Raw genomic sequence first — 14,659 nt, forward strand, 5'->3', positions numbered from 1 at the left:
AGTCCACTAGCATTGCAGTGTTTTAAAATAGTTATGACATTCCAGTGACAGAAAGGAAAAACACACACATTCTTTTCCTTTAACTAAAATCGTACCTCATGAATATCTTACCCCAATTATGATATAGTAAAAACAGATGAAACTTATTTACAATTATGAAGGAGAGATACATATGGTAGAAGCAGTAGAAACAATGGATGGCTGGTGTAGTTTACATGATTTCCGCTCTATTGACTGGACTGCATGGAAGCTTGCATCTGAAATGGAACGTGAAGAAGCAATTCACAGCCTGGAGAAGCTGATGTCCAAATGGGAAAAGGTTGAAGAAGAAAAAAACGGAAGCCAGGTTCTCTATAAAATCGTCGGCCAGAAAGCAGATTTCATGTTTATGTTCCTCCGACCTACAATGAACGAGCTAAATGATATTGAAACAGAATTAAATAAATCAAAAATGGGTGAGTTTCTTATCCCGGCACATTCCTATGTATCCATTATTGAGCTAGCAAAATACCGCCCTGCCAAAGATGGTGTGGATCCGGAAACTTTACCGGAAACGCAAGCGCGCTTAAAACCAATCTTACCAAAATGGGAGCATATCTGTTTTTACCCAATGGACAGACGCCGTGAGGGAGAAGAGAACTGGTATACACTAGAAAAAGATGTTCGCGGGAAACTTTTATATGAACATAGTAAAACTGGAAGGAAGTATGCAGGAAAAATTAAGCAGTTTATTACAGGTTCTATTGGTCTTGATGATTGGGAATGGGGAGTTACGCTATTCGCCCATGAACCATTAGAATTTAAAAATATAGTATATGAAATGCGCTTTGATGAAGTGAGTTCCCGTTATGGTGAATTCGGAGAGTTTTTCATCGGAAATTATCTTCCAAAAGAAGAGATCGCTTCCTACCTAAAAGTCTAATTTTCAAGTGAAAAGCATGGGCACATTGAAGGTAAAAGAGAATAAGCTAAAGAGCCGTTCAGTTGAGACGGCTCTTTTTTAGGTTCAAATCTATTTGTTGGGTTATTCAATGATCAGTAAAATAAATAATCTCTCCTGCCAATTATTTTAATCTCCGGCAGATTATCTCGCTCTACTGCGGATATTCCTGTTCTGCTGGTGATTAATTCCTTCTCACAGAAAAGCTTTCGTTTATTTAATAGCCCCTCCTCCTTTAAACACCTATTTAAACCTAAACTATTTTGTCATCATTTAATCATTCTGGGCATACATATAATTTAGTGAGTCATGCATCATGCTTATGCAGAAATGAGGAGTTATGATGGCCGTTGTTGCACACACGGAAAATTCGGGGAGATACAAATCACATTGTTTTTATTCCCCTTCTTCTTCGGAGTGTCCAGCAGTCTTTCGTTAATCTATGTATGTTTAAATTAAGGAGGTTATTTTATGAGCGAGAAAGACAATAAGCAACAGTATACAGGAAATCCGTATCAGGCATACCCTTATTACTATTACCCACAAACTTCACCAGCGTACTATCCTGCCAATCAGCAGAGACAGTACCCTAACTATCCACAGCAGCCACAAGCCCCTACAACACAGGAGCAAGGAATGCTTCCATTACAAGAATCGTACATTGAAAATATCTTGCGCTTAAATAGAGGAAAAAAGGCAACTGTTTATATGACATTTGAGAATAACAATCAGTGGAATGCAAAGGTTTTTAAAGGAATTATTGAGGCAGCTGGAAGAGACCATCTTATATTAAGTGATCCGCAAACTGGAAAAAGGTATCTACTATTAATGGTTTATTTGGATTACGTGACATTTGATGAAGAAATAAATTATTCCTACCCATATGACGGCGGTAGTCAAATGGCTATGTATTCCCCTAGGTAGAATACGAAGAAAACGTTTAGCCATTAAATGGCAAAGGATGGCACCTTAATTACTGAGGCCATCCTTTGCCATTTCAACAAAGAAAGACATGGAGAGGAGCCCACCCTATGCGCCATCCGTACACTAGATTGATCCGATTAGAAATCATATCGATTATCTGTGCGCTAATTATAGGGACCCTTGCACTGATTAAAGGTTTTATCACCCTTATTTTTCTATGTGTATATCTCATTTCTCTCAGTTTAATTGTAGATGCATTAATCCATATTCATACAAATCAAGCACCACTAGCAGCAAAACAAGTGCTGCGAGCTATCTTATTATTTATTTTTACTACTTATTTCATCTTTAAATTATAATGCTTTCACAATGACTGTGCCTAAGATTATCCAACCGATCAGGAAAGCTACTCCTCCCAATGGAGTAATCATTGCGAAGGTTTTTATTGCAGTTGTCGAGTAAATATATAGACTTCCTGAAAAAAGAATGATGCCAATAAAAAACATCCATCCAGCCCAACTGATACCGCTCCCGGTGATTTTTGTTGCTAACAATCCAGTCACTAGTAACGCCATGGTATGAAACATTTGATAGTTAACCGCTTTTTCCCAAGTAGCCAAAGCTTTTTCGGAAATTTTTCCTTCTAAGCCATGAGCGCCAAAAGCTCCCAAGGCTACTGCCAAAAAGCCATTAATTACTCCTAGTAATAAAAACAATTTCATTGTAATCCTTCCCTTCTATATTAAAAATCAAATAAGGAATCCCCGTTCGCTTCTTCATGATCAATTGTAGATTTATTTACTGAAGGTTGACCAGCGTTTGCCTTTCCAATCATTGCTTTCATTTCTTCAGGAGAGATTTCATTGCTATCTATTTGATTACTTTTCGAAGTCTCATCCGCTTCCAGCAATAAATCACATAATAGACGGATATTACTTATTGACTTAGACATTTTTTCAGGATTATCCGCCCATTTCTCCGCACGGCCTAACTCTTCTTTCATTTTAATTATAATCGTTTCATTTGCTACTGCCACTTACGATCGCTCCTTCCAATCGATTCATCTGCCATTATATCATGTTATTCCATGAAATTAACTTAAGAAGGGTTTGGACAACCTATTTTTTCAAATGTCAGTTGTTGCTGCACAGTTGGAGGGAACTGCGAAGTAATCTGGGGGCAATCAGTAGCGGAGCGGAGATTATCCGCTAGAGAACAATTTAATCAGCAGCAGAGCGAAACTATCCGCCGGAGAGCAATTTAATCGGCAGCAGAGTGAAATAATCCGCCGGTGAACAAATTAATCGGCAGCAGAGCAAAACTATCCGCCGGTGAACAAATTAATCGGCAGTAGAGCGATATTATCCGCCGGTGAACAAATTAATCGGCAGCAGAGTGAAATAATCCGCCGGTGAACAAATTAATCGGCAGCAGAGTGAAATAATCCGCCGGTGAACAAACTAATCGGCAGCAGAGAGAAGTAATCTGCCGGTGAACAAATTAATCGGCAGCAGATCAAAACTATCCGCCGAAGAGCAAATTAATCGGCAACAGAATGCGTTATTTTCCGAGACGAGAATTTGTAGTACTACCAAGTTACTTCGCAGTTATTCCATTTTAAGAGGTATCTAAAAAAACAATTAAAAAAGAGTGAACAAAAAAAAAAACCCTGCGTAAGCAGAGTAAAGTGGTTAAAGTATAAAGTTTTTCACATGGATGTTATCTTCCTTTAAAAAAGCTACTTCAGACATTAACAGAACTTCTTTTTTTAATCTTCCTTTCTGTTCAGCTACATGCTGCTCATACATCCACTTAATAAACTCCAACTCTTTGTTGTTGAAAGGCCTCTCTAGATTTGTTTGTAGCTCTCTGCAAAATTCCCCTAGACTAGTCATCGACAACCCCCTGTAGAGTCGAGAAATTAAAATCTACTCATATTGTAAACGGAAACAGCCATTATTTCAATAAAAACTTTTATAAATATGCTGAATTTACAGAAAACTACTCATACTGACAAAATCTTTAGCTTATATAAGAATAATCCTTGCGATTACTTACCTCTTGTAATTGGTCCTTTAGAACAACATGCTCTCTTGTGAATTTTGTAGGTGAATCTATTCCAGCTACAGCAGCCATTTCAAAAACCCCTTCTCTCAATGCCAACAAATAATTACAAACTCTGTATTTTTTCTCTTCAATGCTTAGCGCTTGTTGTAATTTGGGATCTGTTGTCGCTACACCTGTTGGACAATTGTTGGTGTGGCACACTTCGGCCATAATACAACCGACACTAAGCATAAATCCTCTTGCAATATTTATCATGTCAGCACCTAGTGCCAATGCCATCACAATCTTATCTGGTGTAAGTAACTGCCCAGAAGCAATAATATGCGTTCTCTCCCGCAAATCGTATTTTTTTAACAATTCATCAACCATAGGAAGTGCAGCAAATGTTGGAAGTCCTACAGAATCAGCCAATTCATAATAAGAAGCGCCGGTTCCTCCGTTACCTCCATCTACTGTAATAAAATCAGGTATAATGTCTGTTTCCTTCATTGCTTTCATTAAGTTCTCTACCTGTTCCTGATTACCTACAACAATTTTCATACCAACAGGTTTACCACCGACATCTCGCAATTGTTCTAGAAATTCCAAAAACTCTTTGCCGTTATTAATACCATGGAAACGGTTAGGGCTGTTAACATCCTTGCCTTGTTCAACCTTTCTAATCTCCGCAATTTCTTTTGTAATTTTTTTACCATCCACATGACCGCCACGCTGTTTTGCCCCTTGTGCTACTTTTAGCTCAAATGCTTTAATTTGGTTATTATCACTTTTCTTTTTGAATTCCTCCCATGAAAACTCCCCATCCTTTGTCCTGACACCAAACAGACCAGGACTAATTTGCATAATAATATCCACATCGCCTTTTAAATGATATGGGGAGACACTGCCTTCTCCTGTATTCATCCATGTTCCACCTGCCATGCCAAGCCCTTCGGAGAGTGCTGTAATAGCATGATCTCCCAGTGATCCGAAACTCATCGCTGATTGCCCAATCAGGCCTTTAATTTTAAAAGGATGACGGGCGGTGTTCTCGCCCAGTACAATCGCTTCATCATCTGTTAAATAAAATGGATCTAACTCTCCCTCTTCCCGATGTTCTTTTCGACTAAATAGCTTCTCATTATCTATTTTATATAATTTAGTTTTAACTTTAGGCTGTTGATCAACCTTTATTTCGTCTCGCAGCTTAGGGAACATATTGTTTACAACATATAATCCACTCTCGTGGAAATCACGCTCTGATCCATAGCCAATCATTCGATCATTATATTTTCCCGCTTTATAAACAAATTCGAACTCTCTTCGATGAAATGGCTTTCCTTCATTATTATTATTAAATAAGTATTGCCTTAACTCGGGCCCCATCTTTTCTATGATATACCGCATCTTCCCTAATAGAGGGTAATTACGCAGAATAGAATGCTCATCTTGTTTCACATCAAATAAGTAAATCCGCAATAAAACGAGTAATGGAATAAGTATAAGAACAGCTATTAAACTAACTATTACTATTAATAGTGCATTTTCCATTTCAATCTCCTCCCTTTGTCTATATACGTCATAATAGCAATACCCTCCTTCAATCATGCTAAACATTAGACTAGTTCACCTACGTTAGTGTAAAGGACAAGCCTGAGTAGTTGTCCTTTACGGTGAAGAGTTATATTTAATTCTTTGAGTATGCTATCTCGATAGAAAGAACGTCTAGTAAAAATTTTTAAAGAAAAAACAGGCCAGTAATGACCTGTTTTTTATAATTCATTTTCTCCTAGTTTTTCTTCCAGCTCCGTAATGCGTGCACGCAATTCATTTATATCTTCTTTTGTTGCCAGACCAAGGTCCTTTGCCATTTTCTGGGTTTGCTCAAACTGCTTGGCACTCCATTCATCCTTTTTCATTTCGCCTTTATCTGTAAAGCTTTGAAGTACGGTCCTAGCTTCATCCTGTGTCAGTTCATTTTTATCTACAAGTTCCTTTAGTTTCTGATCAAATTTCTCTTTACTTGTTACGGCTGCTCCAAGTCCTAATAAGAATCCCTTTTTTAGTAATTCATTCATTTTTAGCACTCCTTTATTTTATAGATTGAATTACCTTGTAATGCTTTCTGGCAAGTATAGTAAACATAATCACAAAGTAGGTAATACCAGCCAGACCAAAGCTTCCAAATATAGTATAGCCTTCTACATAGCCATACCAGCTTGCTGCAATACTGACTAGAATCATAATAAAATGAAATGACTCCAGTACGAGAAAAAAGTGATGTTTCCATGTTTTTTCTTGTTTTTCCTTATCCCATTCTCTATCCTTTTCCCCATTTTCCAGCCATCCTAACATTGCTTTCGGAAAAGAAAAGATAGGTTCAATGGATTCTTTCGCGTATTGTTTATAAATTGACTCAATTAGCGTCTTGCTGCCAAGCCATTTCTTGATTTTAGGTTTGGCCCATTTTTCTATGTCTGTTTCTGGATATATTGCAAAAAGTATACCTATATTAATAGATATCGCCCGTCCTAAATAGGCATATTCGGCAGACAACTGAATTGGTTGCTCTTTTACAAACAGTTTAATATCCTGTTTAATTTGCTCGAGCAACTGTCCATCCATATTTTTAAATGAACCATCCCGATACATTTCGATCAGTTGTTTTACCATTTTCTTTAGTTTATTCGTGTCTGCATTTGGCAAAACAAAATTCATTTGTTCCAACGCTTCAATTACACGATCGTAATCATCAATAATTACACCTTGAATCAAGTGTTTAAAGTAAGTGGTATCTTGCTTTTTAACTTCTCCCACCATTCCAAAATCCAGTATAGTAATTATACCATTTTTATTAATCAATAAATTACCTGCATGCGGGTCTGCGTGAAAGTTTCCTGGGTTTAAAAACTGCTCACTATAAAAGTTAAATAGATTTTTTGCAATTCTTTCTGGTTGAATATGATGCTTACGCATAAATTCAAGGTCAGTTATTTTTGCACCTTCCGCCCATTCCATAACCAACACTCTTTTTGTACATAGCTCCTCCATAAACGCCGGAATATATACCGTCTTATCATCTTTAAATCTTTCTTTAAAATATTTTCCATAATGCAACTCCTGGGTAAAATCCAGTTCACGATCCATTACCCGTATTAGTTCCAAATAGAGTGATTTTAAATCTGCTTTTTTACCAAAAGAAGTAAAGAAAGAAATAATCCAAAACACAACTCGTAATGCTTTAAAATCCATATGAAAGATTTTTTCCACTTGATACCGCTGAACCTTAATTGCAACTTCCTTCCCGCTTCCTTTTAACCTTGCGTAGTAGACTTCCCCTATCGAAGCTGAAGCAATGGAGGCTTTGTTTATATCCTCTAAATATTCATCAGGTTCCGCTCCCCACTCTTCTTTAAGCAAACGACTTGCATAGCTATATGGCATTGGGGGGACACGATCGACCAAGCCACTCAATTCTTTAATAAATACTTCCGGCATAAAGTCTGTTCTTGTACTAAGAAACTGACCCACCTTTATTAATACCCCACCCATTTTAACGGCTTTTTTCCGATATTCTACAGCCTGTTTATGTAGCAGGTGTTCCCATTTTCGTTTCGTCTGTTCATCCCAAATCCCATGAAAAAGATGAAAAAAATAAATTTGAGAGATAAATTTTACGACCATCCATACGATAACCGTACACCGGTAAAACATATTATATGTTAACGCATTTTTCACATTAAACACCTCTATAGCCATTTCCCGGTAATATATGAAATAAAACATGTCTGTATACTTAAATAAAACGCTTGGATATTTATACAACCCCCTGTATAATAGTACAAAAAAGAGTTATTCAGGGAGGATTATATGAACAAGCAAAACTACAAATGGAGTGATCATCTTAAATTTATTATTCCTTCCCTCATTGGAATATTTTTATTTATGTGTCCTGTACAAACAAAAGAAGGTTTAACGATACCAATTGCCGTTTTAGCAAATTGGGTTCAGGATAAGCTTGCTGATCAGCTATCTATGATAATGATGATTATTATTGTGCTGACTGCCATAATGACAATAATGGCAAGGCTTAGTTCTATTTTTAAAAATACACCGTTTTTTCAAAACTTATTTCATGTAAGCATATTCTGGACAATTACAAGGGCTGTCGCCGCAGTATTTGCAGTTATGGTTTATTTTGATTTAGGTACGGAAGCAATATATGGTCCCAATACAGGTGAGGTATTATTGGATGATCTGCTTCATGTTCTATTCGCTGTCTTTTTATTCGCCGGATTATTTCTACCATTACTTATGAATTTTGGTTTACTAGAATTATTCGGTACATTAATGACAAAAATTATGCGCCCGCTATTTCGCTTACCAGGTAGAGCATCCATTGATTCATTAGCTTCTTGGATTGGTGACGGTACTATTGGAGTGCTTTTAACTAGTCGGCAATACGAAGATGGTTACTATACAAAGCGTGAAGCCGCCGTAATTGGGACAACCTTTTCTATTGTTTCCATTACGTTCACACTAGTAGTAATTTCTGAAGTAGGCTTAGAGCATATGTTTGTTCCTTTTTATGCAACTGTACTAATAGCTGGATTTATCGCTGCTTTAATTATGCCAAGAATACCGCCACTTTCAAGAAAAGCCGATTCCTTTGTAAAAGATGATGCAGAAGGAATTAATGAGGACATTCCTAAAGGCTACAACTCTTTTACATTTGGTTATAAAAAAGCATTGGACCGCGGAAAAAAGGAAACGAGTGTATATCAATTTTTCAAAGAAGGCGGACAAAATATCCTCGATATGTGGATGGGTGTCGCCCCAGTAGTTATGGCTTTCGGTTTAGTTGCTTTGATTATTGCCGAATACACTCCAGTATTCCAGTGGCTTGGCATGCCGTTTATCCCTTTACTTGAACTAATGCAAGTACCATATGCTGCTCAGGCATCCGAGACGGTTTTAATTGGTTTTGCAGATATGTTTTTACCTGCCATTTTTGCTTCATCCATTGATGCAGAGATTACGAGATTTATTATCGCAGGCTTGTCTGTTACACAGTTAATTTATATGTCTGAGGTTGGTGGCTTATTACTCGGCTCCAAGGTACCTGTATCATTTAAGGACCTGGCAATTATTTTCTTACTTCGAACATTAATTACATTGCCTATTATTACACTGATTGCTCATCTGATTTTTTAATTCATACAGGTTTATAAGCAAATACGAAAAAGACGGTCACCTCATAGATGACCGTCTTTTTCTTTTATAAAAAAAGGGGTGATATGCTATACGTTTTATCTGAAATTTAGTTTCAATTTTTCTTTAATTTTTTCCGTGTTCAGAGAAGTATTCTTCGGAATTTCTTCATCTACTCGTTCTTCTTCAGAACCTTTTTCAACTAAATCTGCATTATAGCCCATTTTTTCTGCTTCTTCCCTCATAAATTCATAGAAGCTTTGTGTCTTTCCAGGTCCAGTATTATAAACACCGATCAGATCATTTTGGACGAACTCTACAATAACGTCTGCCAAATCCGCTACATGCACAAATGACCGAATGAGATCATCCCGAAATGCTATCGGCTTCTCTGCACGCAAATGATAGCCTAGTTTATCTGTTCGTTCATCCAGCTTTCCAATTGCATTTTCACCGTATATTGGACCAGCGCGCAAAATAGCGTAATTTGTTAACTCCTTATCAATGAGCCGTTCGGCCTTTACCTTAGCATTTGTATAATTACTAAACGTATGATCCTCAGGCAATGTTGATAATGGATCTTCTTCCTTATACGGTCCATTTCCTGCACTATAAACAAAATCAGACGAGAGATAGATTAGCTTCGTCTCTGGAGTAAGATGTGTGATTAAGTGTATTAAGCCTTGATCTGTTAATTCATGTTCATTTGGTCCAGCCATTACTGACCAAACGACTACATCTGGCTGTTCTTCCTTAAAGTATTCAGAAAACGATTCCGGTTCATTTACATCTAACTTTACTAGATCGTCAAACATGGACGGCTCTTCTAAAAACGTCCCACTAACTTCTATGCCAGAAATATCCTTTAGTACTTTATAAACGGATGACCCAACATAACCATTTGCCCCAAATACACAAACCTTCATACCTAACACTTCCTCTCTTTAAGACAGTTAGAATTATGATTCTGTTCCAGGCTGCTTTTTACTTATTTTCTCGTGATAGGCTTTCTTCATAATGGATGCTTTTCCTTCAATTATAGGCTGCCAAATTCCCAGCACAGGCTTACTGGATAGGAGGAGAACAATCCCCATAGAAATAGCTGCCAATCCTACAAAGTCAACAAGATTATTAATTTTAAATACATCTATTTGACGGAAATACTGAATAAAAAACCCATGCAGAAGGTACACATATAATGTCCTTGTTCCAAGTTTAGTAAAAGTCTGCTTACTTTTTGGTATCCATGCCAACACACTCGCTACCATAATTGCTGCTGTAATATAAACCGCTAGTCGAGCTAAACCACCGTACTCACTCATTCCTAAATCTCCATAAGATTTGGATGCAAGTAACCAACCTGAGTTGAAATCAGGCATGTAGTAGATAGCAAATGCAATTGCGGCCATTACACCAACAGATATCACTTTAAATACTTTTCGTTTAACTAACATTACTTGCTTCTCTGTTAGCCAGTAACCAGCTAGGAAAAATGGGAAAAACACAAATGTACGAGATAAACTAAATGTGTGTCCAATTTCTCCAAAGTAACCAACGATCAAGCCGATTTGAACAGCAAGTGTAATACTTAATACTGCTGGTATTTTTTTGAACCAATACAGCAAAAGATGCCAACAGAATAAACTAAACAAAAACCATAGAGCCCATTGCGGGTGAAATAAATCATTTTGCCAACCGGATTTCCCAATCATAAAGTAATAGCCTGTATAGATTAATTGGAAAATCAAATAGGGTACAAGTAGTTTTTTTATTAAATTCAGTATATAAGAAATGTTCCCTGAACCTTTGGCAAAAAAACCCGCCAACAAAATAAATGCAGGCATATGAAAGGTGTAAATCCACATATACAGCGTGTTTATAGTTGTAGAACCATCTGTAAATGGTTGAATCATATGACCGAACACCACAAGGAATATTAAAATGAACTTCGCATTATCAAAGAAGGCGTTTCTTTCCATTACACTCATCCTTAAACTTTTATTTACGTATTCTATACCCTATTTTACACGTTTAAACGGAGTTTCAATCCTATTTAAAGTAGTTGTTAACCATTTGTTAGCAGAATGAAAATAACTTGAATATTTGTAATATGTGTGGCAGAAATAAGGTTTTTATATTTGGAGGTTCGAATTAAATTGAAGTTATCTTATGAATCGAAAAATGGATAAACTGCGAAGTGACTTGGTGAATAATTTAATTATTTGCTGGAAAGTTCACTGAAATAGTTAAAGAGGGAAGTCCCATTGTTTTCCGCTTCAGGGGGACGCTTTCCGCCGGCATGGCTTCAGCCGCTTCCTCCGCTACGCTCCGTGCAGGGTCTTCAGCTCATGCTATTCCGGCAGGAGTCGCCCCCTTCCGCTCCAATCAATTTGTATGAGCTTAAAAATTCCAAATGCCCAGTAAGCTTCTTTCTTGTCCTTGAAGATGTAATCAAGCTTTTTCAATCTAATACTAAAGCCATTATAGCCATTTTGTATTAACGCAAGAATAGTTTTCCCCCTATTATGAATGTACGAGATAATGTTTGGACCTCAACATTTGCTATAGAACCTAAAATAACAAATATTTCTCTTTTATGACTCTCTTACAGGGCATACGTTTTCTAGGACTCCTCGATTTACCATAACTTTTTACAAAAAGAAAAAGCCTCAAAAAATAGAGACTTTTACGTTGCTGTTTTCTTTTTCTGTGTTGTTGTTTTTGTTTTACGTTTTGGTTGTTTTGGCTTCGGTTTTTCTTTTTTAGCCCTCTCTAAAGAGGCTTGCAGTGCATCCATTAAATTATCAGCACCTGTGGCTGTAGCCGGTCTTGTGCTTACATCCTTCGCCGTAGTTGTTTGCTCATTATTTTTCTTATCTTCAATTAAATCAAGCAATGCGGTGCGATATTCATCTTTATATTTTTCAGGTTCAAACTCAGCTGTTAACTGATCAATTAACATTTTCGCAGTGTCGAGTTCTTTTTTCGCGACAGCTACTTCTTCAGGCACGTTTGGCACATCTTGTACACTCCGGACTTCATCAGGATAGTGAATCGTCTCTACAATAAGTGTATTTTCGTATACACGGATCACAGCAAGCTGCTCTTTTGAACGGATAATCATTTTCGCTACGCCAATTTTCCCAGTGTCTTTCAAAGCACTTCGTAATAAACCGTAAGCCTTCCCGCCACCTTCATTTGGTGATAAGTAATAGCTTTTTTCGAAATAGATCGGATCAATTTCTTCCAGCTTTACAAAATCTACAATTTCAACTGCTTTATCGGCCTGTTCCTTTTGCAAGGCTTCCAGTTCTTCATCATCTAAAATCACAAACTTATTTTTAGCGTATTCATATGCCTTCACAATTTCCTCATTCTCTACCTTTCGATCACAAACAGGACAAACCTTCTCATATTTCACAGGTGATTGGCACTCCTTATGAAGCTGACGAAGCTTCACATCCTTATTCTCTGTTGCTGCATGCATTTTTACTGGTATGTTCACCAATCCGAAACTTATGGTGCCCTTCCACATCGTGTGCATAAATACGTACCTCCCTTTTCTACATAGTTTGTCGGTTGTATATCTTTTTATCCTCTCAGCGAGTATTTTTCTTAAAATAAGCCAAGTTATGAATAAAAGCGCAAGCGTTTTACTAGTACTAGTAAAGAAGAAAGGCGGAAAGACATGCCAGTGATGAAGCCTATTAGCAGTAATGACATTCCTCAGGGAGAGAATTGGTTATATGAAATAAAGTACGATGGCTTTCGTTGTGTTATATACTGGAATCAAGGAGAAATTAAACTGGTAAGTAAAAATAATAAAGAACTTACAAAGGGATTTCCAGAAATTGTCGAAGCACTATATGCAGTAGAATCAGAAATGACAGAAGTCCTGCCGATAACCTTAGATGGAGAACTCGTCATTCTAAACAATGACTATCAAGGGAATTTCTCCGCTCTACAGAAACGAGGTCGCCTGAAAAATAAAGCAGCTATCCTCAAAGCAGCTGAGACCAGACCTGCATCTTTTTTAGCATTTGACCTTTGGCAACAAGGCAAGGAAAACATGGAAAAAGTCCCTTATATTGAACGGAAAATTGCTCTAGAATCTCTTTTAGCAACTATTAAGGTACCTCAGCTACGTATCGTAAAAGCATTTGAAAACCCGAATAAATTATGGGAAATAATTTTTAATTATAAGGGAGAAGGAATGATTGCAAAGAGAAAGCGAAGTATTTACCAACCGGGCAAAGGGCATCATGATTGGTTAAAAATAAAAAATTGGCGAACCTTCCATGGTTTTCTTACGACCTATGACAAGAAAAATAATTACTTTACTGTAGGAGTATTTAATGGAGAAAATATAAGCACTATTGGGAAATGTAAGCATGGATTGGATAAAGACACGTTCTCCTCCATTGCCCAATTCTTCATTAAAAATGGTGTGGAGCATGGAGAGAGCTATGAACTTCCTCCGGCCATATGTGCCTCTCTTCATACACTAGACTTATATAAAAATGAGTTAAGAGAACCTGAGTTTTCCACACTGTTGCCAAATATATCAGCGACTGAGTGCACCCAGCAGAAGCTTGAGCTGGATATGGCTATGCTTCCCCAAAAGGTGGAGCTTACGAATACAGAAAAGATTTTTTGGCCGAGTACCGGTTATACAAAAGGGGATTTACTTGTATACATAAGGGAAATAGCCCCCTATATGCTTCCGTTTATTAAAAGTAAAGCTCTTACAATTATTCGCGCACCGGACGGAGTTAGCAATGAGCATTTTTTTCAAAAGCATCTACCTGACTACGCACCGGATTTTATTAACTCCAGCCTTTATGAAAATGAAAAGCTCATTATTTGTGACTCGCTTGATTCACTTATTTGGTTTGCAAATCATGGAGCTGTGGAATATCATGTTCCATTTCAATATATTACACAAACACATCCACATGAGATTGTATTTGATTTAGATCCACCAGATCGAAAAAGATTTAGTTTAGCTATTAAAGCAGCAAATATTATTAAGCCAATGCTTGATGAATTAGAGCTCACTTCCTTTGTAAAAACCTCCGGAAATAAAGGTCTGCAAATACACATTCCACTTCCGTCTAATAAGCTATCCTATGAGGATACGGCATTAATCACTCAATCCATTGCCTGGACAGTGGAGACAGCTTATCCTAACTTATTTACAACGGAACGAATGAAGAAAAAGCGGAATGAAAGGCTCTATATTGATTATGTACAGCATGGTAAGGACAAGACTATTATTGCTCCATATTCCCCAAGAAGGACGGAAGAAGCTACAGTTTCTACCCCTTTATTTTGGGAAGAAGTTAAAGAAGGATTAGAACCAACGTGTTTCACAGTAAAAAATATGATAGAACGAGTACAAACACTTGGTTGCCCCTTCAACGATTACTTTAAGGTTGGCGAAAATCAAGAACTGGATAAAGTATTATCACTTATACGAGGTTAAATCAGTAACAAACTGGAGATTTATATTTACTAAAAAATCCGTTTCCCAATAAG

At 37.1% G+C, this 14,659-nt stretch carries 14 protein-coding genes; 5 read left to right on the forward strand and 9 right to left on the reverse strand.

Annotation, left to right across the window (positions count from 1 at the left end; translation table 11 throughout):
- Positions 1 to 172: 172 nt before the first annotated feature.
- The 3 genes from hemQ (at position 173) to BME96_RS17210 (ending at position 2,223) form a co-directional block, all read left to right on the forward strand.
- A complete protein-coding gene (gene hemQ / locus BME96_RS17200) occupies positions 173 to 922 on the forward strand; it encodes a hydrogen peroxide-dependent heme synthase (protein WP_019378255.1) in 750 nt (249 codons plus the stop codon).
- 489 nt (positions 923 to 1,411) lie between these two features.
- Positions 1,412 to 1,864: a spore coat protein GerQ gene (gerQ, locus tag BME96_RS17205; protein ID WP_019378256.1), complete on the forward strand. Its 453-nt coding sequence runs from the start codon at positions 1,412 to 1,414 to the stop codon at positions 1,862 to 1,864.
- Between the two features lie 107 nt (positions 1,865 to 1,971).
- Positions 1,972 to 2,223, forward strand: a complete 252-nt coding sequence (locus BME96_RS17210) for a hypothetical protein (RefSeq protein WP_019378257.1) — start codon at positions 1,972 to 1,974, stop codon at positions 2,221 to 2,223.
- Here the strand turns inward: BME96_RS17210 and BME96_RS17215 are convergent.
- The 6 genes from BME96_RS17215 to BME96_RS17240 form a co-directional block, all read right to left on the reverse strand.
- On the reverse strand, positions 2,218 to 2,586 hold the full coding sequence (locus BME96_RS17215) for a DUF423 domain-containing protein (protein WP_019378258.1): 369 nt from the start codon (positions 2,584 to 2,586) through the stop codon (positions 2,218 to 2,220). The two genes, BME96_RS17210 and BME96_RS17215, sit on opposite strands and share 6 nt — an antisense overlap.
- Positions 2,587 to 2,606: 20 nt before the next feature.
- Positions 2,607 to 2,900 (reverse strand): YwdI family protein, encoded by a 294-nt coding sequence (locus BME96_RS17220; RefSeq protein ID WP_019378259.1) that lies wholly within the window; start codon positions 2,898 to 2,900, stop codon positions 2,607 to 2,609.
- Between the two features lie 655 nt (positions 2,901 to 3,555).
- Positions 3,556 to 3,759: a hypothetical protein gene (locus BME96_RS17225; protein WP_019379205.1), complete on the reverse strand. Its 204-nt coding sequence runs from the start codon at positions 3,757 to 3,759 to the stop codon at positions 3,556 to 3,558.
- A 127-nt stretch (positions 3,760 to 3,886) separates the two neighbouring features.
- The gene (locus BME96_RS17230; protein WP_139342824.1) at positions 3,887 to 5,461 is read right to left on the reverse strand and encodes an FMN-binding glutamate synthase family protein; all 1,575 of its coding nucleotides are present in this window, start codon (positions 5,459 to 5,461) and stop codon (positions 3,887 to 3,889) included.
- A gap of 221 nt (positions 5,462 to 5,682) precedes the next feature.
- Positions 5,683 to 5,988, reverse strand: a complete 306-nt coding sequence (locus tag BME96_RS17235; RefSeq protein WP_019379203.1) for a phasin family protein — start codon at positions 5,986 to 5,988, stop codon at positions 5,683 to 5,685.
- A gap of 13 nt (positions 5,989 to 6,001) precedes the next feature.
- Positions 6,002 to 7,648 (reverse strand): ABC1 kinase family protein, encoded by a 1,647-nt coding sequence (locus BME96_RS17240; protein WP_231478654.1) that lies wholly within the window; start codon positions 7,646 to 7,648, stop codon positions 6,002 to 6,004.
- A gap of 132 nt (positions 7,649 to 7,780) precedes the next feature.
- Here BME96_RS17240 and BME96_RS17245 point away from each other — a divergent pair, with 132 nt between their 5' ends.
- Complete coding sequence (locus BME96_RS17245; RefSeq protein WP_019379201.1) at positions 7,781 to 9,124, forward strand: YjiH family protein; 1,344 nt, start codon at positions 7,781 to 7,783, stop codon at positions 9,122 to 9,124.
- Positions 9,125 to 9,219: 95 nt separating this feature from the next.
- Here the strand turns inward: BME96_RS17245 and BME96_RS17250 are convergent, their stop codons facing one another.
- The 3 genes from BME96_RS17250 to ku all read right to left on the reverse strand — a co-directional run bounded on the left by BME96_RS17250 (position 9,220) and on the right by ku (position 12,665).
- Positions 9,220 to 10,047 carry a sugar nucleotide-binding protein gene (locus BME96_RS17250; RefSeq protein ID WP_071649745.1) on the reverse strand — a complete coding sequence of 276 codons (828 nt, stop codon included), beginning with the start codon at positions 10,045 to 10,047 and terminating at the stop codon, positions 9,220 to 9,222.
- A gap of 33 nt (positions 10,048 to 10,080) precedes the next feature.
- Positions 10,081 to 11,100, reverse strand: a complete 1,020-nt coding sequence (locus BME96_RS17255) for an acyltransferase family protein (protein ID WP_019379199.1) — start codon at positions 11,098 to 11,100, stop codon at positions 10,081 to 10,083.
- A gap of 707 nt (positions 11,101 to 11,807) precedes the next feature.
- The gene (gene ku / locus BME96_RS17265) at positions 11,808 to 12,665 is read right to left on the reverse strand and encodes a non-homologous end joining protein Ku (RefSeq protein ID WP_071649747.1); all 858 of its coding nucleotides are present in this window, start codon (positions 12,663 to 12,665) and stop codon (positions 11,808 to 11,810) included.
- Positions 12,666 to 12,809: 144 nt separating this feature from the next.
- On the opposite strand from ku, the gene BME96_RS17270 reads away from it, so the two are divergent.
- Entirely contained in the window at positions 12,810 to 14,606 is a 1,797-nt protein-coding gene (locus tag BME96_RS17270) for a DNA ligase D (RefSeq protein WP_071649748.1), read from the forward strand.
- Positions 14,607 to 14,659: the final 53 nt, after the last annotated feature.

The sequence above is a fragment of the Virgibacillus halodenitrificans genome (assembly GCF_001878675.1).
Lineage (GTDB): Bacteria > Bacillota > Bacilli > Bacillales > Amphibacillaceae > Virgibacillus_Q > Virgibacillus_Q halodenitrificans.

Excerpts from the sequence above, each read along its gene's own strand:
- hemQ (WP_019378255.1), top strand. The coding sequence starts at position 173 with ATGGTAGAAGCAGTAGAAACAATGGATGGCTGGTGTAGTTTACATGAT.
- gerQ (WP_019378256.1), top strand. The coding sequence starts at position 1,412 with ATGAGCGAGAAAGACAATAAGCAACAGTATACAGGAAATCCGTATCAG.
- BME96_RS17210 (WP_019378257.1), top strand. The coding sequence starts at position 1,972 with ATGCGCCATCCGTACACTAGATTGATCCGATTAGAAATCATATCGATT.
- BME96_RS17215 (WP_019378258.1), bottom strand. The coding sequence starts at position 2,586 with ATGAAATTGTTTTTATTACTAGGAGTAATTAATGGCTTTTTGGCAGTA.
- BME96_RS17225 (WP_019379205.1), bottom strand. The coding sequence starts at position 3,759 with ATGACTAGTCTAGGGGAATTTTGCAGAGAGCTACAAACAAATCTAGAG.
- BME96_RS17230 (WP_139342824.1), bottom strand. The coding sequence starts at position 5,461 with ATGGAAAATGCACTATTAATAGTAATAGTTAGTTTAATAGCTGTTCTT.
- BME96_RS17235 (WP_019379203.1), bottom strand. The coding sequence starts at position 5,988 with ATGAATGAATTACTAAAAAAGGGATTCTTATTAGGACTTGGAGCAGCC.
- BME96_RS17245 (WP_019379201.1), top strand. The coding sequence starts at position 7,781 with ATGAACAAGCAAAACTACAAATGGAGTGATCATCTTAAATTTATTATT.
- BME96_RS17250 (WP_071649745.1), bottom strand. The coding sequence starts at position 10,047 with ATGAAGGTTTGTGTATTTGGGGCAAATGGTTATGTTGGGTCATCCGTT.
- BME96_RS17255 (WP_019379199.1), bottom strand. The coding sequence starts at position 11,100 with ATGGAAAGAAACGCCTTCTTTGATAATGCGAAGTTCATTTTAATATTC.
- ku (WP_071649747.1), bottom strand. The coding sequence starts at position 12,665 with ATGCACACGATGTGGAAGGGCACCATAAGTTTCGGATTGGTGAACATA.
- BME96_RS17270 (WP_071649748.1), top strand. The coding sequence starts at position 12,810 with ATGCCAGTGATGAAGCCTATTAGCAGTAATGACATTCCTCAGGGAGAG.